This is a genomic window from Vibrio sp. 10N.286.48.F5, from assembly GCF_041469785.1.
GTDB classification, from domain to species: domain Bacteria; phylum Pseudomonadota; class Gammaproteobacteria; order Enterobacterales; family Vibrionaceae; genus Vibrio; species Vibrio crassostreae_C.
The window spans coordinates 345,654-367,526 of sequence record NZ_JBFRLG010000004.1 but is presented as its reverse complement, the minus strand read 5'-3'; the positions used below and the strand labels follow the sequence as shown (position 1 = coordinate 367,526).

Genomic DNA, 21,873 nt, shown 5'->3' with positions numbered 1-21,873 from the left:
CCCTCTTTAGTTGCTAATCAGTTGAACTGTCGCGGCTTCTGGCGCAAGATTTTCAAGTATCGTATCTTCGTAGGCCTCACCTGGCCCCATGAACTTCAGCTTGCGCTGCATTGAAGGAAGGTCAAACAAGCGAATAGCTTGTGTCGCACCTTGAGCATTTTTATAAAGGTAAACCACACCTGCTCTAGCTACATCATCTTCCATGTAGTTAAGAATCATAGGGCTATGAGTGGTAACAATGACTTGGGTGTTTGCCGCCACTAAGCTGTCCACCAGCTTTTCGATCAGCTCTGGGTTCACTCCGTTTTCAATCTCATCAAGTAGTAACGCACTTTGCTTTTTGGTTAGTTGAGCAAAAATCGCCATAAAGCGCAGCAAACCATCGTTAATGTGCCTAGCTTCGGTTTTGATGGACTTCTTGCCGAACTTTTCTTCTATCTCAAGCCTAACTGTGCCTGCCGATTTTTGAACCGTTGCGTCCACCTTAACCAAATTTGGATACAAGCCTTTCAGCTTAGAGACTAAGTTCGCTTTCTCTTCTTTGGTCATGTTGCTGATAAAGCTTGAGAGCATCTTACCACCAGCGCCTAGAGTCTTACCGCTGATGTGTTGATCACGCAGCATATCTGGGGAAAGCATGTCTAGTGCATTGAGTTCATTAAAGAAGGTCTTAAATTGCACTAGTTCGCTAGGCAATTGCTTCTCCCTTAACTGAGACAATATGGAACCTTGGTAATCAAAAGTGATTAATGAATAGATCTCTTCTGTTGGAACTTCAAAACGACCATTTATGACCTGAAGGAGCATTTCTCCATCCCAAGTGATTTTTTCAGATGTACAATTCAACTCTTTTCGGTTAAAGCTACCTTCCCATAATACGGGCTTACCATCGCAAGCAAGCTCGACGCTAAAAGTTATGTTTGACTGTTTAGTCAGCGTTGAATTGAGATCTCTTGCACTCCAGCGACGGCTATTTAACCAAGCGACCATATCGCCACTCACTTGCTGTGAAAGAAAATCAATAAACTGCAATACTGTCGATTTGCCCGAGCCGTTTAAGCCGACTAAACAATTAAACTTACTAAACGGCAGTGAAAAGTCGACCAACGACTTAAAGTTGTTGGCTTTGATGTTGACTAAAGAAAGTGATTGATTCATTTGGTTCATTATTCCTTCTCTGCCGTTTTTGCTTTGATAGTGCGTTTACGAGTGGTCTTTTTCGGCTTACTCTGTTCTTTTTCAGCAACAATACGTTCTAACAGCTTCTCTGCTGGTTCATCATTTGGATCTTGTGGTACCAACTCACCTCGGAAGGCTTTGGCTAGGATCGATTGAGGCAAGCGATCTAAGCGAGCTTTAGCGTCTAGGTATTGTTTTTCTACCTTAGAAGCTTTGCTAAATAGCTGATTGATTTTATCTACGACAACAATTTGCTCTTCTGGACTAGGTAATGAAATTTCAAATGACTTTAAGAATCTTAAGTTCACTCTTGGCCTTGTCGCACCATGCACCTGCTTTTTGATTTTCTCATAAGTATGCTTACACGCTAATGAGTACATTAGGAACTCAGGAGAAATCAGATCTTGATTCGGTCGGATACAAAAACAATCGGCTTTGTTTATATACGTGCCAAAGCGTTCATCGAACAAACAAGTTCTTATCTCTTCATCTACGAATGAAGAAAATAAAACATCATTATGTTCAATAGTATTCTTAATAAGGTCTTGATACTTAACTTCGCTAATAAATGTTTCTTTCGCTGAGTTAAATACTAAATGCCCAATGTTTTCTAGCCTAGCGACTTTGATACCATGATCTGTATAGTCAGCTGTTTTTAGTTTTGAACCAAATGGGCCATCGAACGCCCTATTAGACAAATCATCAATAGTTACTGGTTGCCACGTATCCTTACTTATTCCTTCTACCTCACGCCACTCTTTCGTCAACTCCCCTGACGTTGCGGCAGCCAATACCGATTGGCGGAAACGTTTTAGGATTGCAGGGATTTTGTCTAAACGAGCTTGAGCTTTATCAACCTTGGCAAGGATAGAGTCTAGCTTGTTGGCAATGCGGATTTGTTCGTTGTATGGAGGAACCGGCAATTGTAGATCCGCTAGCTTTTTACGCGTAATTCGTTTGCGAGTTGTGCCAGTAGCTAACATGGCAATCTGACTTCTAATAATTGGCGTGTTGAACCAATATTTGAGCAAATGATTAGTTACACCAGCCTTTGACCCAACTCGAATTAAGCAAATATCTACCACGGTAACTGCTTTCGAATCAATATTTGGAAATATGCAAGCTCGCCCTAATGGGTCTGGCATTCTCGCAATTAAAACATCACCCTCTTCTAAAAATGTACAACGAAGAAGAGATGCTCTTTCTTCATTCATAAACCTCGAAGATTTATTTATAAACTTACCATCACCAATATCAGCTAGCTGAATCAACCTAATATTACCATCTGGGTCTTGATCTTTAGATTCAATCCAGTCGCCATCTGAAATCACACCGTCACAAGAAATCAGTTCTGGTAACTTTGATGTAGCCCAACCCTTCGGTAACTCACTCACGAAGCCACCTCATCACTTTCTTCTGAATCCAAATCCACCAAAATCGCTTTAAGCTCTTCCATTGCCCCTGCCATTTCTAGTAGAGCTTCGTTAATCAACACATCTGGCGCAGGTAACTTTGAAGCGTCTTCGTTGTTTTCATCACGAATCCAACTTAGATCCAGTGATTCATCTTTGGCTTTAATAGCATCACGGCTAAAGCAGCGTAAGCGACAGCCATCAGCGTCATCTTTATGGTTGCTAATGAAATTTTGGCGAGCTTTCTCATCCACTTGGGTTAAATCACTACCCACTGCCTCATAAAACTCTGCAAAATTCTTTTTTGTCAGTACGGTGCGTTTACCAAATTTTGGCATGTTTGAACGCAAGTCATACACCCACACGTTTTTGGTTTGGCCTTTGTCTTGTTTTACATCTTCTGGTTTAGAGAAAAACAATACATTGGTTTTCACCCCTGCCGCGTAAAAGATACCGGTAGGCAAGCGCAAAATGGTGTGTAAATTACACTTCTCCATCAAGTCTTTACGGATAGTTTGCCCGGTAGAGCCTTCAAACAACACGTTGTCAGGAAGAACAACTGCTGCTCGGCCACCTGGTTTAAGCATCTTGTGGTACATCAAGTGTAAGAACGCGAGCTGCTTGTTACTGGTGTAATGCACCAAATCATCGCGGGTTGGAACACCACCACCTTGTTTAGTACCAAATGGCGGGTTAGCTAAAATTAAACTCGCTGGTGGCAGGGCTTTACCTTCGTTAGATAAAGTATCACCAAATAGAATGCCTGAGTTTTCATCATCGACAGCTAGGTCATGCAACATCAGATTCATCATGGCGAGGCGTCGCGTATCTGGCACCAATTCCATACCGAAAAAAGTATCATGTTGATATTTGTCATATGGCATAGTATCCAACGATTCAATATCATTGTTCTCTTTTAGGTAGTTGTGCGCACTGATTAAGAAGCCGCCCGTACCTGCGGTTGGGTCAACAATTACATCATCTAGATTTGGCTTCATTAACTCTACCATCACATCGATGAGTACACGCGGTGTAAAGTACTGGCCTGCGCCTGATTTTTTCTCACCTGCGTTAATTTCTAGCAAGCCTTCGTACATGTCGCCTAACCCTTCGGTTTTGGCGCTGTACCAATCAAGCTTATCAATCTCAACCACCAGCTTGTTTAAGGTGGCTGGTTTACGAATAACGGTATTGGCACTTTTAAAAATTGCTTTGGTGATCAGTGAACCATTTGAGCCCAAATGAAGAAGCAGTTGTTGGTACTCTTCTAAACGAGTGGCTGAATTATACTTTTCTAAATTTTCCCAACGATAACCTTCTGGTAGCAGTTCATCTTGGCCTGTTTCATCGACCATTTTTAAGAAAACCAGATAGGTTAACTCATTAAGGTATTCGTGATAGGTCACGCCGTCGTCACGCAGTAAGTTACATAAATTCCAAAGTTTGGCGACGAGATCTTGAGTGCTCATTAATACAATACCTTTACGGGTTTCACAGCACTAGGCTGTTTTTGCTGGTTGCGGCGCTGACGGTTGAGTTACAGCAGGCCACAGTGCTTTGTTAAATTGGAGTAAAACATCCTCGATAGGCTGTTCAAAAAGTTTGTTTGCGCGTTTAATGCCACCTTGTTGCTGTTTAAAAATGCCTTGGTCTAATGCGGGCAAGTCAACAATGGTGGTGGCCTTCATTTGCTTGGCAATAAGCTCTAACCACTGCTTTTGTGGCGTCTTCCATTGCTGGCTAGCTAACATGGTCGCTAATGCTTTATCGACACGCTGGTCAAATGGAATGAGAGCTTCGCCCAATGCGGCTTGACGAATAAAGCCAATGATTCTGGCGGCAATTTCTTCGTTTTTCACTTCGTTCCACGCAACTTGCAGATCTTGTTCTCTAAAGCGGTTCTTTTCAAGCTCTAGCGCCAATTCTTTCAGGCTTTTTCTTGTTAATTCCCAAGGTTTTTGCACGACTGTTTGAATAGCAATCAATCGGTTGCTGTTGGCTTTAACAAAGTCGCTAAACGCTTGTAGATAATCGGCCGGTTTTTGGCCATCACCGTAACCAGTAGTCACGCCCGTCACTTCATCATCATGATCTGAAATGATCACAGGTGGGCGGTTTCCTCCTCCTGTAACTTTGGCATCAAGCAATTCACCTAAACCTGGGTGATTGGTAAACAATTCGGCCACTTCATTTAACGGTCGTTGTTTTAGATCTTGGATGAAGTCTTCTGGTGATTGACCAACAATAGTTTCAAAGTTATCACGCTGGCTATCGGTTAAGTGACGGCGTTTCACTTGCAGCTTGGCGATGAACTGGTTCTTAGCGAGTGTTTGAAGATCGTCTTCATCCACTTGCTTCATCTCGTTTTCTAGTTCGGTAAAGGTCACGTTCACGTTCGTAACGACAGGCTTCATGCTGTTGACGTCTTCTAACTGAGTATAGATGTCTACGGCATCGTAGATTTTAAACGGCCCTTTACCTATTTCGTCACACAAACGGGTTGCACGGCCAAGCATCTGTTCAAAGAGGATTCGACTATTCACACGGCGTAAAAAGACCAGATTGCAAATCTTAGGAACATCGACACCTGTGGTTAACAGATCAACGGTGACGGCAATGTTAGGCAAGCGATCGTTCTTAAACAGGCGGATTTTTTCTAGTGGTTTATCTGTCGCTCCAGTGATCTTTTGAATGGCATCGTCTTCCACTTCACCATGATAATGTTCACACGCTTCTTTTAATGCCTCGACTACCTGATCGGCATGTTTGTCGGTAACACAAAAGATTAAGGTTTTTGCTTCTGAATAAGGGTTAATGGCATCACTTTCAATCAACCACTTAGTCACTTGTTTGGTAAAACTTGGGCTAATGACCTTGCGGTTAAACTGCGATACGTCGAAATCAAGCTCATCCGGCGTGTTGTACTTCTCTACGGTATTATCTTCAACGTTGTAGGCTTGTACCTCTTCGTTGATATCGTAGTGAATGCCCTGCTCAGCGAGCTTGGTGTGAATGCGAACCGGAGGAAGGTGATCGTTTAAGTAACCATCTAATACGGCTTCGGTATAGCTGTAGCTAAAAATTGGCTCACCGAAGATATCGACAGTGTGCAGCGCTGGTGTCGCGGTTAAGCCTATTTTGAAAGCATCAAAGTATTCTAGAACGGCGCGGTACTTAGATTGATAATCTTTTTGATCACGAAACTCTAATTCGGTATCGCTTAATATTCTGTCAAGCAGATAACCACGGTGGCATTCATCAACCACAATACAGTCGTATTGGCCAACCCCCGGCTTGGTATCACCATCGTTCGGGTACAAAATACGTTTAACTAAGCCTTGTACGGTCGCAACATGAACCTTGGTGTCGTCCTCGGGTTTGGCTATGGGGGATTTGTCTGCTTCCATGCCAATCACATCAAAGGTATCAGCAAAGGTATTGAGATTTTCTAAACGTACTTCACCAAAGTCTGTAGTGGCTTGTACACCAAGGGCTGAGCGGTCTACCAAAAACAAAATACGACGGAAACGTTCAGCCTTTAATAAACGGTAGGCCAAGGCAATACAGGTTTTGGTTTTACCTGTTCCCGTTGCCATTGCTACCAGTGCATTGGTTTTCCCTTGCTTAATGGCTTCTTCAACAGATTTAATCGCTTCTACCTGATAGTCACGTAGCTTCAAATCATAATCAAAACCCATTTGATCAAGCTCTTGTTCAGCCTGTTGTGGCGTTTGTCTTAAGTACGTTTTGATTTCTTGCGGTGTGTACCAACCTTTAAGGGCACGGCGTCGGTTGGTGCTGTCACGTACATCTAAAAACCAGATACCACTTTCTTGTTCTAACTGTTCTAAATAGGGGCGGCCATTAGTAGCAAAAACAATCGGGACTTGAAACTCTCCGTAAGTCGTTTCAATGGTGATCCCACCTTTCTCTGTTAGACCTTTTGCATAACGCTTAGCTTGATCAATTGCGCCATATACGTTCTTCGCGCTCTTTTTAGCTTCCACCACAGCAACAGGCGTTAGACCTGAGAATAACACATAGTCCGCAGGCCCAGATGAAGTTGGCCATTCAGCAATAGCACGGTTTTCGTTAGCTACAGGCCTTGCCCCTTTTGAATACCTTAAGTTAACCGTATCTGTTGTCCATTGTGCATCATTAAGTTGTTCATCGATAAGCACCCGCGTCTCTTGTTCATTTAATTCAAGACGCGACTTTTCAACAAGCTCAATAACTTTGGCTTGAGCTTGTTTGTCTTGTTGGTTGAATTCAGCCAGATAAATTAGATTGGCCTCGTCCATCTTCTTACGATATTGAGTTAACGTATCCTCATGCTCAGTCGCCACTTCCTCCCAAAGCTGGCTTTCTGCCTGCATTTGCTCGGCTCTGCTTTTCAAGGCTGCGGATTTTTCTGCTTCAAGTTGTTTGAGCTGTTCAGCAACTTTCAGACGCTCTGAGGTTCGCTGCTGGGTAACTTCTAACGCTTGCAGTTTTTCTTCTAACTTACGTACATGATCAGATGGGTCTTCAGGTTTTATAAAGGGTTGTGGTTTAAAACCTTTGGCATGAGCCCCACCAAATAGGGTGTGATACCAGGCGCTAAGGGCGTGTCCTAATACTAATGCTTTTAGTGCATCACGGTGACTCGACGAAGTGAAGTCATGATTGGCCGCGTTTCCAAGTTTTCTAATAGTGTGGAAAGAGTCATTGATACGTTGGTCTAGGGTCAACTTATACTCAAGATTACGTAAGAGGTCGACTTGTCTGATATCTCGCCCGTTTTCATCTTTGCCGTATTGGACACCTACGCGCGCAGCGACGTTTTGCGCTAATGCTTCACCCAGTTGGCGTATCTTAACCAGTGTGGTATTTGGATCAGGAACAAAACATTGCTCTGCACGGTTTGCTAACCGAAACAGTAATTCGTCATGATGCTTTAAAAACTCAAAATTACTTTTTTCCACTCAAAAGTTCCTTTCTCGCCAATACTGGTCAATCTTAAATGCAACTAAGTTAGCATCTTACTACTTTTGAGACTGTTAGTTAATTCATAGAGTTAGCTAACAGTCATTAATCTGGCTTGTCATTACCAACGGCGTGAATCATTTTACTCTGACTCTTGTGAGTATTTCTCAACATGTAAATTCAAGAAGTGCATTCCAGCTGAACTTAGAACGTAATGTTTATCGCCACAAGGATAGAGGAAGTTGCGATCCGCAAGATAGTTTAGCGCTTTATCCCAGGTTTCGATTCCAAGCGCCTGACGAATATCGTCATAGATGGTTTGCTCTGTAATCTCCAATAGTGCCGTGCGCCCGAGCCCAATCACTGGCGTGGTTAGATCGTCTAGGTCAAAACCTTTATCCACCCAGTAACGGGCAATAATTAATAACATAGCCTGAATTTTGGTGGCATTGGTGTCTGCGTCTTCTTCTGCTTCACTACGACTGATATAGAAAAACTCCCCTTCTACATTGAAATTGAGCGTGAAACCAATGTGCAGGTAAAGCTGTGTAAAGTGCTCTAGGTTATTATAAAGTTCGGTATAAAGCGGACTCTCAATAAAACGTTGCTGGTAGAGGTCATAAACTTGCTTAGTGATAACCTTACCATTGACGAATGTCGTGTATATCTGCTGGCTTTTCACCATGTTTATTTGAGAAAATGGCGTCATGGATTAGTTACTCGCTCTGTTCGAATTTTACGGTATAGATAAATAGTGTCGCTTTGGGCAATGCGTTGGCGGAAATTAGTCATTTTAAGTATGTGTCCATCAAGCATCGCTTCACTGCGTAATAGGAAGTTAAGCCCTTCCAATAGGTCAACAAAATGATAGTCAACCAGATGTTCTTTGAGGCGCCTATGAAGTGAGAGCGTGAGATCTTGATATTCGGCCATTTTCATCTGTTTCACCAATTCAAAAATCTGCTCTGCGCGAGCGAGCCTTCGTTCGGTTGAATCATCTTTAGTGCTGACTAACTCAACATAACGCCCCTGCTCTAGCAGGCCTTTATCCGCAACTCGCGCATCTATATCACTCACTACATTGTTGAGGTAGGCTTCTGAACTACTGATACGAAGCACTTTGGGTCTTGCTTGCTGCATTAACCCCATAAATGTACCGTTATGACGAGCAAATTGCCCATCTATCTGGCTGCGTTTTAGGTTGTGCTTTGTTGCATCTAACTCTTTGACTAAATCACCAAATGCCGTTTCAATGGCATTAAACTGTTGAAGACGCTTTTTGGAACGGGCCAAAAACTGGTCTACTGAATGCGATACTTTGCTGATCTGTTTGTGAAAACTGTTAAAGCTCACCTCATACCTCAACATTGCGTTCGCCCGTGGGTGGTCTTGATGGCGATCAAACTGACTGCGTAAATTTTGCAGACATTCAAACAAGTTCGGCCCATCTTTCAACCGACTTTTCTCATCCAAAAATTGTCGCGTGGGCAGTATGTGCCTCGATAGCAATAGCGATATTTTTTCTATCGACTCTTGCTGGAGGAGCGAGAACACTTGTGGGTTATCCGATTTGGCGGCAAGTTCACTCGCATCACTGAGCTCCTGATTGATCGTTTGCATTTTTACCAAGTTCAAACGAATACTGTTTAGAAGCTCACTTAATTGATGAAACAACTCGTCAATGAGCTCCTTAAAATCTAAGTTGTCATCGCTATACAGCATTGAGCCCGACTGAAGCTTTTCTAGAAGTAAGCGTATGCCTCCTAACTGGACTTTGAGCGCGACGTCTGTCAAATCTTGAAACAAGCTACGATCAAAGAGACGAAATACCCCGATCACGGCTCGATCAAAGATTAGGCGACTTTCACCACCGAACTCATCTTTGTCGACTAAAATATGGGTCGCTAACAAGTTATCGGCAGAAAAGGCAGTACGTAATTGTTTCTGTTTATCTTTGCTTTGCCCTTGTATGTATCGGTGCAATCTAGAGATGAAGGTCGCTTCTCTTACATAAGGCTCACCACTCTCATCCATTGTCCTGATCACATCCCTCATTACGGTGTGATGTTCAAGCATAATGGCAAACGTGGGGATGGTCAGAAGTCTTTTATCACTCATCTGCCTCTCCAAACATATCGAGTTGCTCTCTATCCAGCGCACTTCCTTTTCTCACAAAGCTTTCTGGTATGCCTGTGTAAGCAATGCTCCGAGCTTCATCGTAGGGTTTTGAAGTGCGCATCGAATCCAAACGAAAATGTTGACCAAACTTAAAGATAATCTCACTGGATGCCGAGTTAGTAGAAGCACTTAAAACTCGAAAGCCTGCTTTTTTCATATTTGGCAACAGCCAATCAAATTGTGAACTATCCACCGAAGCACCTTCATCTATCACTAGTGGAAATTGGGTCGCACAAGCACTATTTCTTAATCGGCTCAACAAAATTTCCACCAGCTTGATGTTGATCAGCATGATAGTAGAGGTGGACTGTGACTTGCTCTCCCAACCATTTTGAGCACGCTTTTTAACTCTATAGCTAATGCCAGAGACGATCTGCTCCATGGTCAGTAGCGCGGCTTTGCCTTCTGGGAAAAACTTTTTACTAAAAGCTTTGAGGCGTTCAATAAACTGCTCCGAGGCTTTTTGATCTGAGTGCGTATCAAAAAACTCGATTTCCCTCACTAGGTCGTCAAATCGCGCCTCAATCTTGATTTTGGCTTCAACCTGTGACAAGTCATTGATCTCTAGTCCTTCAAACGCACGGTTAATACTCTGTTCAAACTGGAAAACCAATTCTCGATTATTTTTTAGCTCATTAATGATGGAGTGAACAGTGTGCTTATGTTCAATAAAGTTTTTGCGCAGAATATCAAACTCATTATCTAGGCCTTGATAGCGAGTTTGGAGTTGGTTAAATGCGTGTTCTAGAAGATCATCATCTAGGTGAGAGAGCATCAGCTTATCGTCATTTTCTAGCACTTGTTCTCTGACAAAACCTTGGATTTTTTCGGTAATCTCGGTCTTTGCTTGACGCTTTTTGTGCAGAGCCTCTATTCGAGCTCGTAGTGTTTCTTCCGAAAGGTCGATTGTTTGATCGGGTAAGACTGAAAAATCGCTTACTGGTAGATGATGCGCCTGAAGTGCCGCTTTGACCCTAACGCTGAATCCGGTTAATTTTTCTAACTGCTCTTTTTTCTCGGTTAGTTGGTTAGTTTGTGCGTCAAACGAGTGCTTCGTTTGAGCCCATAGGTCATATTGTGCATCGAACTGTTTTTCTAACGAATCACGAGTTTGTTCAGCCTCCGCTAGTTCTTTACTAGTCTCTTGAAGCTGCTCTGCATTGTTTGTGTATGCTTTTAGCAAATGGATTTCATTTTCAGTACGTTTGATTTCAGTTTTAAGCGCCGTAATTTCTTTAATTCGCTCAATGCGGGATTGATTACCCATTGCACTGAGTTCTGCGACTCGCTTGCTTTTTTGCTCTAGGGCCTCTTGTACTTTAGATAACCGCGTTTGGTCAGACTCTCGATTAATGCTTGGAATGGACTCTAACGTTAAGTCCCAAAGTGCGTAGTGCTGCTGTTTTTCTTCTAATAAATCGGTAAATGACTCAATTGCCTGCCTCTCAGATGAGGATAACACTCTTGCTGGATTAGACTCCGCTAACTCCTCATTAACCGCTGCTAACTTCATCCAGACACTTTCAGGTAACTGGTTAAACAGCTTGAATTGTTGAGCATTGACCGATGCTTGATAGCGAGCTTCAGTCTCGCTAAGGTTGGAAATTTCTTGCTTGAGGGTTTCTAATTCAGTTTGTAGAGCCTCTGCATCTTCCTTTAATCTTAACGCTTCCTTTCTATCATCCAGGTGTTCACGGTGGCCTGATATAATGTCGTCTATCGTCTCACTTTTATCGTAGATGTTAAGGATAAGCTCAGTCTCTTGCACAATCTCATCGAGCTTCTTCTGCTGGCGAACGAGTACTTTAACCCCACCTTTCAGTGTCTTTTGTTTATCGACAGTGTCATCACACGCTTTTTTGGCCGACCGTACTTTTCCTTGCTGTAACGTTAACTGTATCTCTTCTTGTTCAAGAGTTTGGTTTTCCTGATTGATTCGGCTGTCAAGCATCATAGCGTACTGCATCAACGCATCTTCAGCATTTTTATTGCTCACTAATTGTTGATGACTGACGGCAAGCTTTTCGTATTCAGGTCTTAAGCTTTCAATCTTTTTGAGTATTAGCTCGCGACTTGACAACATGTCGTTATAATTAATAAAGGCATCAATATCAAAATTGAGCTCGTCTTTGCGCTCCTTCTTTCTCGATTCAATGATATTGGCCACAGCCAAACGAACCGTGTCCGACCCCGTTTTCATATCAAATAGCAAGCGGACGAGTGCGCGAAAAGCATCGACATCCGCATCCTTAGTTGAGCTGAGGGGAAATAAACAAAAGCGCATCGCATCAATATCGAGTAGTTGATTCGCATAGATCACTTCCTTAATCGCGGAAGAGCGTACTAATGATTTAAAGTGCTTATCCTCACGCTTTAGAAAAGCCTGCACTTTGCTGGGTGATAAATCATCCACTCGGCCACCAATACCATCATCCCCAACGTTGTCATCCCAAAAAAGATGCCGTATTTGCGCATACCGAAGGGATGTGAACATACGGCGATAATCGAGCTTATCAGAGTTACCACGATAGAGTATCTGACAATGGGGCATTGGCCCGCCGAGGTAGTTGTCACATTCCAAAATCAGGAAGCTAGTGCTGCTAGGGAAGTAATGCTCAAAACACTCATCATTGGAGTAAAAGTTGCCTTCTTTATCTGAAAAGCCAAACTTATTTTTTGAATCTTTAAAGTTCTCTTCTGGCAGCAAAAATAGTCGAATGGCGTTCAGAATGGAAGTTTTACCAATGTTCCCGCCACCAATAAGAATCCCGCCTTCACGCAGGTCAATTTCTGCAATTGCAACGCCAGCACAATCTACTGCAACCAAGCGCGATATACTGATTAGAAGGTTATCTATTGGATTGTTAAACATCGGTGGAATCCTGTCGTATTTCGGGTAATAGAGCCTCTTGCTCTAGGAATAAGCGAGTTTTGTTCATAAGATCGGCTTCAGAGTTTAAGCCAAAATTTCGAGCCAGCTCTATCGCCTTAGCTAAGTGAGCTGCACTTTTGGGTTTGAGTTTGAATTTGTTTTGAAATAAGCCCCAATCTACTGGAGCAAGCCATTCACATTGAGGAAGCGACTTTTTAAGAGTTCCGTACACAGTCAGCCCCCCCAATTCAACGTCTTGAGCACAATAGATTTCATCATAAGTAGATAAAAATGGCCGGTTCAGATAGTGGCATATCTGGTTGCCTGCGCCAAAAATGATGTCTGAACTTTCAGCTAATGATGGATGACCAATTAGCTCTAGGAACTCTCGGTATCGATAGAAATTCTCAATATTCTCTATAAGAACTGCTCGATTACCCATGAGCCTGCCGTGGGTTTTGAAACCATCAATATCGGATACAATAACAAACGGAACCTGTGACTTAGTTGTGCTGTTCAAAACCAAAACGTGAGCAAAATTACTAGGGAAATCATGTGAGCGCCCCAAGTTAGATGCTGCAACTCTATCGCATACTTCTGGCTCATACAGTGCGAGATGCCGTTCTTCATCGAGTATCTCCAATTGATGTCCACTCTTAAGACGAGTTGCACGATAAATTTTCCGCCATTCATTGATGTCTGAGAATGGCAAAGACTTGAGGAAGTGCTCTAAGTTGATCGCATCTCCCTGTGAGATTTTATAGAGGTATCGGTTAAGTTTCATTTCAGTATGTCCAAATCCTTTCATTGACTTAACTACAGCAGATTCAATAATATGACGCCATTAACGACAGGTAAATACTGATTACATACACACGTCGCATAACTAGACAGGAATTTGATAATGAGCAAATGGCCAATTCGGTGGGATCTACTATTCCGCTACAGAATGATAGAAGTCATCGCGCTGTGGGAGGGACGATTAACAACCAATCACCTGATTAAGAGCTTTGGTATTGGCAGGCAGCAAGCATCTAAAGACATCAACACCTACCTAACCGATGTAGCGCCAGGCAACCTTGTCTACGATAAGCAGTTGAAAGGATACAAGCCCAGTGATTGCTTTGCTCAACGCCTAACAAGCGGTCATGCTGATGAATACTTACACATCCTATCTCGAAGTGAAGATATGACTGTGACTTTCAATGAGCTTGATATGGGCTTTGAAAATACGACGATGGTTCGCCCTGTGACACGCAACATTACTCCCGAAGTTTTACGACCATTAGTCCAAGCAATCAGAGAGAAAAAACGTGTCGATTTAAGCTACACATCGTTGAAAAATGGTGAGGAAGTAGAGCGGATCATCTCTCCACATACACTCGTTTGCACACCATTACGCTGGCATGTTCGTGCTTATTGCGAGCACTCAGAAGACTATCGAGATTTCGTGCTGAGCCGAATTCGAGGTGTTCCAGCTCTTGAGACAAAAAAAATAAAAGGGAAAGAACAAGATGAACTTTGGAATACTCATCTCTCTATTAACTTAATCCCCGACTCAAGATTGACCGAAGCCCAGGCTAAAGTAATTGCACACGACTACGGTATGGAAAAAGGCATCCTGGCAATATCGACGAACGCAGCATTGGTTCGCTATGTTCTGGATGCTTATAACATCGATATTAATGTGCTGAATTCGAACCCCAAAGGACAACAGATCATCTTAGGGAACCTTGAGGAGCTGAGACCGTACCTAGTATTCTAATCACAGTATATCTTGGCGAGAGACTGCTTATCCGCTCATAAAGAGAACTTGCTGTGTGGGCAGTCAAAGCCTCCCGTTAATCATCATCACGTACCACTGAAGTAAGCTAAGCCATCACGGATTTGTCAACCTGCGGGATAAATCCTGCGTTGACGATTTCAACCAGACATTTTGGCGTTAGAACCGTAACATTCAAATCACCGTATATATCTGCTCGATCTCTATATCCATCTGGATGCCACTCATGTAGTTCATTCCTCCATATGAGCCAAGGCTTACCTTCTAGCTCTACAAACACCCCATTGGGTAAGTTCTCAAGCCTCTCGTTATAGGTGACTTTTTTACCACCCCTTATCGCTCTATCTTGATGAAGAATTTTATCTATTTCGTCGACTTTCAATTCGCTTAGCTGAGCCGCACCCCATGCTTGTTTAAACTCATCAAACCTTTGCCTTCTGCACGAAGCGCAAGGTCTATGTCCTGCCGACAATGCGGTAGCCTCATCAAGAAAAAACAGTTCAGAGTAACTATTTGGGCTAAAAACCTCACGCTTACGCTCTTTGAAATTTAACTCACAAAGCACCCAATTTTTGTGCTTCCAAGGGCGTATAATTTCTTTCTTTTCATTATGAAGAATCCCTCTATTGCCCAGCCACGAACCTCGAGCATTATCAGCCAGTAGTTCACCACTTGGGCTTACTCTATTTTGTAATGGCATAATCGAACTCCTCGAGTCGTAATTAGTTTGAATCGCTATTTATTATAGATGCTGCTGATCGTTATCGTCTTCATGTACAAACAGCTCATTGATAATCGTAATATAACGTTCAGCTACGGTCCCGACTTCCCTATACGCCATTTTAAGGATCATCTGAACTTGTTCATTGTTCTCTAGTGGTACATAGTTCCGTTTGTCCATATAAGACTCAATAACTGCAATTTTATCGTCACTCCCGTCAAGAAACTCTCGAAAATCTTTACTCGCTTTAGCACTGTTACACTCTTTGCAACTTGGAACCAGATTGCCAAGTTTATGCTCCCCTAAATAGACCTTATTGATCGGGATGGCATGCTCAATGACTAATTCCTTCGCCTCACCACAATAAGCACATTTATGATTAAAGTAGGCTTTAGTTTCTAACCAATCTTCTTCTGAAAACTGCTCTGAGCCCAAGTTGCTAAGGACGTTTCTTACCAGTAAGTTCTGAGCATTGCCTATCGCATTTCCACGGTATCGGCTGTTTGCTTTACGACTTCGAACAGAGGTTCTTTGTTTAGACGTTACCTTCGCGTCTAATAACAAACCCTCAAGCTGTGATTCGTCATAATCAATACCAATCCGTTTAAGGTAATCAATAAAGCATACCGCATCTCTTTCAAACCACTGACTGCAAGCGCGTACTGTTTTACCTCGCACCAAATAGATATTTGTCCAGTATCGTTTTGATCTCTCGGGAGAAAGGTCATTCTTACCAACAAAGAATGAAAAGTTGATATTAAATGTTTGCTTCGAATAATCAGCGTCGCAAAGTCTTTCGAACTCCGTGTGATCATTTTGCTCACAGTACTCGATAACTTTAGGTAGAAGTAACTGTACAAGTTTGCCAACTTTCATGTGCTAGCCCCAATCAAAGTTCATTAACGGTACAGTTAAGTGTATAACCACAATTTTTATCTGCATTTTTTCTATATGTCGAACAACTCCAGAACTGACCGTACTTACCATTTCTTAGCTTCATCTCACTCCCACAAAGCTTGCAGAGCGGTCGAATGTCGCCACATTCTTCGTTGATACATTCCTGAAAGCCAGGCTTAGTTGTACTGCTCATTGGGCTGCCACACTGGCTACATGGGGTTTCCTTGTGTTTGCAGCGAGGATAGAAAGAACAAAACAAGAACTTACCGTAGCGACTAACGCGCTCTTTCAATATTCCTGTTTTACAGCTGCTACAAGAAATCTGTTCAAACAATTTCTGTACAAACGATGCATCAAATTCATCGGTATCTACGAAGTATTTGTTCTTGATGAGTTCGACAACAAAATCACTGACATCCGTCATATCAGCTAATAGGTACGCTCTATGTTTTGCTCTGGTTAAAGCAACATAAAAAAGACGTCTCTCTTCAGCAAACTCGTAATCATCACCTTTAGGTAATAGCGCGTCCACCAGCGGAGGGGTTACTTTTTGTGACGGAAAGCCGTGCTTACCCGTTGTTAATCCCGTAATGATTACATAGTCAGCTTCTTTACCCTTAGAGGCATGGAATGACTGACAGGTAATTTGTAGTGATGGGTATTGTCTATTAATTTCTTGAAGCTGAGTATAATCAGGCATTTGATGCCAAAACCTGGCTAGGAGATACACCTTATTCTGCGCTGGTTTACCTGAGGTATGAACGCAAGTCAAAACAGCATTTAGCGCTTTTTCTAGGGGCGATACACCTTGTTCATTTCTGCCTTGTCTGAGTATCGATACAGCAGGATTGTTAACCTTAACCAGGGACTGAATGTCTTTTTTGATTTGTACTGGGTTTCTGGTGACAAATTGCGTTGCCACATCTCCAATCGCACTGTTAAAACGAAACGTTAAATCCAATTTTGTTTCCGAAGTCGCACCGAAATACTCAACAAAATTAGTAGTCAGCTTTACGTCCGCGCCACTAAAGCGATAGATAGCCTGCCAATCATCCCCAACGCAAAATAGTGACGTACCAGGCAGTGAATCACGCAACGCTTTGACTAGCCTAGCTCTGGGCTCTGAGATGTCTTGAAACTCATCTACTAAGATGTATTTCCAGGATGAAACAAACTGTCCGGTTTGGACATACATCAATGCTTTACTGATCATGTCATTGAAGTCTATCCACTGCTTTTCGCGCAGAAACAGCTCATACCGATTGTATAGTGGATACAACAACTCTAATGCTTTCTCTGTTTGCTTAGGATCGATTGAGTTTCTAATGACGTTCTCTATCGCAATATCATCAAGGCAAGCCGCTTTGTACATATCCACCAAAGCACTAAATAATTTAGCCAATTCTGTTACTTGGCCTAACTGGCGAAGGTTATTAAGTAAATCCTGCGGAGGGATGGGGTTAAATTCGACTTCACGCTCCAACAATTTATTTTCAAGCACCTGAAGAAGCTTTCCAACTTTATGCTGGTGGTAGAACACCTCAACATAACCAGTCTGGTATTGCTTGTGCGTTTGGCGTTTCCATTCAATCGACTCTTGATAGCGAACTTTATCAATCCACGGGGCTGTATTACCGTGCTCATCAGTACCGTAGTATTCAATGTAGATGTCGTGGTCTGGTAAATAAAAGTCTGGGTGATATTGACGATATTGCTCTGTACTTACGTCAAATCGATAGCTCGCCTCATACTCATAATTAATTCCGTTTCTAAATAACCAGTTGGCAATGACAACCTCACCGTAACTCTTTACCTGGTCCCCTTTCAACGAACGGATGTCATTGTCAGTTAAGTACTGTAGATACTCACCTTCACTTTGAAACTCAAAAGGGTTCTTATCAACAAAGTAATACGAGCTGAAGTACTCAAGTAAAGACCCACGGTAGCCATCATCAAGCATGAGTTGCTCTAGGTTATCGTTCATCCATTTTGATTTAGCTTTAATGTCGTCTTCAAATGGGGATAGGTTTAGTTTTGAACCTTCAACTTCAGCGATAATTTTCATACCCAAGCTATGGAAGGTGCTGGCTCTCACGTCATCAAAACCCAGTTTATCTTTGATGCGCTCGTCCATTTCCTTAGCTGCAATACGGCCGTAAGCCAACAGCAAGATATCATTTGCAGTCGCTTGTTCACTATTAATCAGATACCCAGTTCTACCAACCATAACACTCGTTTTACCGGTACCCGCTCCGGCTAAAAGTAGATTGTTGTCGTTATCTGTAATACAAGCGATTCTCTGCTTCTCTGTTAACGGGTTAGATTCAACGTTGTCGAAAAACACTCCGTATTCTGTTAACTGCTTTTGGACGTAGGCATCTCGCATATTCTCAATATCTGACGGCTTCCAGGCACAAATTACATCGAGTGTCTGAGCGACCTTTTGGGCTAGTTCGCTTAACCCTAAAGCTGAGCGCCACCCCTTCCACCTTTTCGCTTCTTTATTTGCGATTGTTTGAAAGCTTTGAGTTTCAGATGTTCTAATAAAACTTGCGGTAGAGGCATTTTCCACTTGGTCCAAAAAGGGAATCAGTTTCTGAGCGTTACTGTTGGCCCAAAAAGGGAAGAAAGTGTGTTTGTGTCGATGTGCGAATAGGTAGCTCAACATCGGAACGGACAAACCGGCGTCATATGTTTCAAACGACAAAACGCCACCTGAAAAGCCTAATTTGGCTACTGGAGGAGCAACTATAGTATCCCACTTGTACAACGTTTTTATATTGTCTTTGAAGATGGTAATACCGTCTTCGTTAACGTTTACCTGTTGTCGCTTGCCAAGAAGGTGTGCCAAAAAATTGGTTTTGAGGAGAAGTTTCGTCATTAAAAATACAATCGCAAAGTTGGGATGATAACGTTATATGCAACTGTAGTTTACATGACAAAGTATGAACTATAGTGATCTACATCGGTATTGGCAGGAATAGAGCTCTGACTTTTACCCAGAGCCCTCTGAAGGTATTGAGCAAGTATTCAATTCGCGTCCTTTAAATAACTCGCCTCGATGATAACGAAGGTATGGTCTGTGGGCCGGCATGATGTTAAATGCCATATCTTCCTTCAAACCGATCACATCAGGTGATTCCAAGTAGCTTGAAATCATTACTTTTCCATAATCATCAAAGGAGATGAAACGCTTTATCTACAACAGTGTTTTCGTTGTAACAGGAGGTATTTTCAGACGTAAACTGACCCATATATCAATCTCATTCGTTGATACATGAGTCGGTTGGATATGATGATTAAGTCTTAATAATTGTGACTTGGGTTGCTGTGCGTCATTACGGTATCAAACCAGGGTTCTGCCTTTGAGCGTAACACCGCATAATCTAATCAAACCTAAGGGGGTAAGCAAACGCCAAATGAGACAGTATCTAGTTCCTGACCTCAGTTCGACTTTGAATCCAATCAGATATATCAGAGCTTAACCATCTGTCCGTCTCGTTTACTCATCTTTATTAATATCCAGCTTTTTATTACACCAAGCCATAATTTTCTCTGCATAGATAGTAACAACACCAACACCTAGCATAAGAAAAATATAGAGCCATCCAAGCCAGTAAAAAGGCTTTGGCACATTCGGAGCTATAATTGCAGCTATGCTACCGAACGACATTAGCGAAAAAACAACTTTCCAGAATAATTCCTGCATAGTGAACCTTTAACTCAGTTAATAGAACACCCAAACTAGCATGTCTTATTTATTTCCAAAATCAGCATGTAGCACCACTCAAACGATCAAAGTAGTTGCATACGAAGGTATGCGTAAAGGAGAAATGGCTTTCCATAACTGTAAATGTTAACTGCTCTAGAATTAGCTTCTTCGCACGTCGGTCACAAGTGCGAAGAAGCTCTCCATTTTACTTGTTACAACCAACACGATGCTGAATCCACTCAGATATATCAGAGCTTAACCACCCTACACTTCTTGGCCCTAGTGAAACACTTTCAGGGAAATGCCCGTCTTTCATCCAACTGTAAATTGTACTTCTGCTAACTCCGACAATTTGCTTAACTTCTTCTAAGCGCAATACTCTTAAATCTTCCATATCAATCACCTGTACACCGTAGTGCTTTCCAATAATTAAGTACTGTTTACAGTATTTAACTGCCGGTATTCTTCGCACAACTGACTTAAGGAAAAAACTAACTGGCGTTTAATCTGTACATTTAGCATCGTGATGGTTTCCTTTTAACTTCCAAATAAAACCAGCATAAAACTATGTGCAAAATTTCCTAAATGCGTGATACACATATCAGGAATACTAAAATCACGATATAACCAATTGTTTTAAAAGAAATTTAAAACTGATTACGGAAAAATGAGATAGAGTTACGGCATTTACCAATGCAATAATTAGTCATAGATGAGACGTAGATCACAAAATAAATCTAAATTTAAACCGAGGAGAACGTTATTAAATGAAGCGTAGGTTCGACGAACCACGAACCGAAGTGTTAAATGAAGTTTTATATTTCCTTTGTCAAAGCCCTAATAAAAATTTAATTATTTACTAAATAAATTAACAATTTTTATTAAACAACGAAATTAATTGTGGCTAGTAAGTCGACCTAGTATTATTCTTGGTAAAAAGTTACCGATGAAACCAACACAAGTATTTACAAATGATTAATACATAATTGACTTCAACTATTCCATTAAATGTTCAGTTAAGACATTGTCGGCATATAGAACTAAACACAGATCGTATATCAAAGAGATAAATATATCGCTCTCGAATGATTTAAATAATAATTTTGGCGATTACCTTGTTGCGGTATCGCGCTGAAGGAAAACAATACATTACTTGAGTAACTATCCAATTGAATGTCGTCAACTCAACCACCTCAGTATAGGTGACTTACTTTCTCACTTAAAGGCAGTCAGAAATTTGGGCAACATCACTCACATCATAGGTGCCACCTTTGTGCTGTGCTACCTAAAGCCGTTAGAAAAGCATTGTCATTTTTGCCTACAAAAAAGCAGTAAAGTTAATTTCATTAAATCTACTACTTAACGAATGTAGTAACAAAAAGACATGTCTTTTTGTACTATATAGATACTAGTACTAAATCGCATGACTTTTTGTACTACGTGATTGTTGCTCCATCTTGATCGGTTTAGAAACTGACTAAAGGGCCAAACAACTGAACGTGGCACATTCTACTGGTTCCTAGCATTCGCTAGAACGAAAGGTATTCCTCCACTAAATTTAAAGCGTTTCCGTCCTGCTACAATGTTTAAAAAAAGATCGAAACCACCATTTAGAGCACGGTTTTGCATCGTTCCCTGTTTGTTTTATCCGTTTTTCAAAGGTTTTTAATATATCTAAAAACTAAGCGGGGATTTTGGAACTACAGTTTTAATGTTATTGTGATTATATTGCTAGGTTAATTAAGGAAAGGGCATGAAGGACATACTTGACGGTTTGAAAGAACTTATTTTATTCACATTAGCTATCGTACTTTTGTTCCTAGGATGGGCTTTTTCTGGTGGTTTTACACCACTTGACATATTAGTACCATTGGCCATTATGATTCATTACATCTGGGCTTTCAAATTTAAAAATAAAAATCAGTGATACTTAACGCACCAATTAAGGAGGTAACATGTGGTTTTCAGTCATTATAATATATTCTTTATTCCTCTACTCTAAATATAGGAAAGGCTATTTCTACTTATCAAAACCTAAAAGGAGTTCACCCAATGGCGACTCCATATACGAAGAGGATCATAGACATTCACTCAATCATACATTATCACTCGGAAATATTTACCACAAAAATGACTAATGGTTGTACTGTTCTC

At 41.7% G+C, this 21,873-nt stretch carries 15 protein-coding genes and 1 pseudogene; 2 read left to right on the top strand and 14 right to left on the bottom strand.

All coding sequences use genetic code 11. The annotated features are described in order from the left end of the window. Window positions 1-6: 6 nt before the first annotated feature. The 8 genes from AB4185_RS04375 to AB4185_RS04340 form a co-directional block, all read right to left on the bottom strand. On the bottom strand, window positions 7-1,167 hold the full coding sequence (locus AB4185_RS04375; protein ID WP_372134964.1) for an AAA family ATPase: 1,161 nt from the start codon (window positions 1,165-1,167) through the stop codon (window positions 7-9). Then, a complete protein-coding gene (locus AB4185_RS04370; protein WP_372134962.1) occupies window positions 1,167-2,573 on the bottom strand; it encodes a restriction endonuclease subunit S in 1,407 nt (468 codons plus the stop codon). The genes AB4185_RS04375 and AB4185_RS04370 overlap by 1 nt, the downstream gene beginning before the upstream one ends. Then, entirely contained in the window at window positions 2,570-4,060 is a 1,491-nt protein-coding gene (locus AB4185_RS04365) for an N-6 DNA methylase (protein WP_372134960.1), read from the bottom strand. The genes AB4185_RS04370 and AB4185_RS04365 overlap by 4 nt, the downstream gene beginning before the upstream one ends. 30 nt (window positions 4,061-4,090) lie before the next feature. Continuing rightward, window positions 4,091-7,555 (bottom strand): type I restriction-modification system endonuclease, encoded by a 3,465-nt coding sequence (hsdR, locus tag AB4185_RS04360; RefSeq protein ID WP_372134958.1) that lies wholly within the window; start codon window positions 7,553-7,555, stop codon window positions 4,091-4,093. Between the two features lie 143 nt (window positions 7,556-7,698). Continuing rightward, entirely contained in the window at window positions 7,699-8,265 is a 567-nt protein-coding gene (locus AB4185_RS04355; protein ID WP_372102195.1) for a condensin complex protein MksE, read from the bottom strand. Beyond that, on the bottom strand, window positions 8,262-9,674 hold the full coding sequence (locus AB4185_RS04350; protein ID WP_372134956.1) for a hypothetical protein: 1,413 nt from the start codon (window positions 9,672-9,674) through the stop codon (window positions 8,262-8,264). Before AB4185_RS04350 ends, AB4185_RS04355 begins: the two co-directional genes overlap by 4 nt. Beyond that, complete coding sequence (locus AB4185_RS04345) at window positions 9,667-12,606, bottom strand: hypothetical protein (RefSeq protein WP_372102197.1); 2,940 nt, start codon at window positions 12,604-12,606, stop codon at window positions 9,667-9,669. Before AB4185_RS04345 ends, AB4185_RS04350 begins: the two co-directional genes overlap by 8 nt. After that, complete coding sequence (locus AB4185_RS04340; RefSeq protein ID WP_372102198.1) at window positions 12,599-13,414, bottom strand: hypothetical protein; 816 nt, start codon at window positions 13,412-13,414, stop codon at window positions 12,599-12,601. The genes AB4185_RS04345 and AB4185_RS04340 overlap by 8 nt, the downstream gene beginning before the upstream one ends. Window positions 13,415-13,510: 96 nt before the next feature. Here AB4185_RS04340 and AB4185_RS04335 point away from each other — a divergent pair, with 96 nt between their 5' ends. After that, a complete protein-coding gene (locus AB4185_RS04335; protein WP_372134954.1) occupies window positions 13,511-14,371 on the top strand; it encodes a helix-turn-helix transcriptional regulator in 861 nt (286 codons plus the stop codon). A gap of 106 nt (window positions 14,372-14,477) precedes the next feature. Here AB4185_RS04335 and AB4185_RS04330 read toward each other — a convergent pair whose 3' ends face one another. The 6 genes and pseudogenes from AB4185_RS04330 to AB4185_RS04305 all read right to left on the bottom strand — a co-directional run bounded on the left by AB4185_RS04330 (window position 14,478) and on the right by AB4185_RS04305 (window position 20,113). Continuing rightward, complete coding sequence (locus AB4185_RS04330) at window positions 14,478-15,089, bottom strand: hypothetical protein (RefSeq protein WP_372134952.1); 612 nt, start codon at window positions 15,087-15,089, stop codon at window positions 14,478-14,480. A gap of 42 nt (window positions 15,090-15,131) precedes the next feature. Beyond that, on the bottom strand, window positions 15,132-15,986 hold the full coding sequence (locus tag AB4185_RS04325; RefSeq protein ID WP_372134950.1) for an HNH endonuclease: 855 nt from the start codon (window positions 15,984-15,986) through the stop codon (window positions 15,132-15,134). 13 nt (window positions 15,987-15,999) lie between these two features. Further along, window positions 16,000-18,888, bottom strand: a complete 2,889-nt coding sequence (locus AB4185_RS04320; protein WP_372134948.1) for a UvrD-helicase domain-containing protein — start codon at window positions 18,886-18,888, stop codon at window positions 16,000-16,002. A 114-nt stretch (window positions 18,889-19,002) separates the two neighbouring features. After that, window positions 19,003-19,197: pseudogene (locus AB4185_RS04315) on the bottom strand (hypothetical protein); the annotation flags it as partial. A gap of 312 nt (window positions 19,198-19,509) precedes the next feature. Beyond that, window positions 19,510-19,716, bottom strand: a complete 207-nt coding sequence (locus AB4185_RS04310) for a hypothetical protein (protein ID WP_122046649.1) — start codon at window positions 19,714-19,716, stop codon at window positions 19,510-19,512. A 208-nt stretch (window positions 19,717-19,924) separates the two neighbouring features. Next, entirely contained in the window at window positions 19,925-20,113 is a 189-nt protein-coding gene (locus AB4185_RS04305; protein ID WP_065584203.1) for an AlpA family transcriptional regulator, read from the bottom strand. A 1,359-nt stretch (window positions 20,114-21,472) separates the two neighbouring features. Here AB4185_RS04305 and AB4185_RS04300 point away from each other — a divergent pair. After that, a complete protein-coding gene (locus AB4185_RS04300) occupies window positions 21,473-21,646 on the top strand; it encodes a hypothetical protein (RefSeq protein ID WP_165887192.1) in 174 nt (57 codons plus the stop codon). Window positions 21,647-21,873 lie beyond the last annotated feature (227 nt).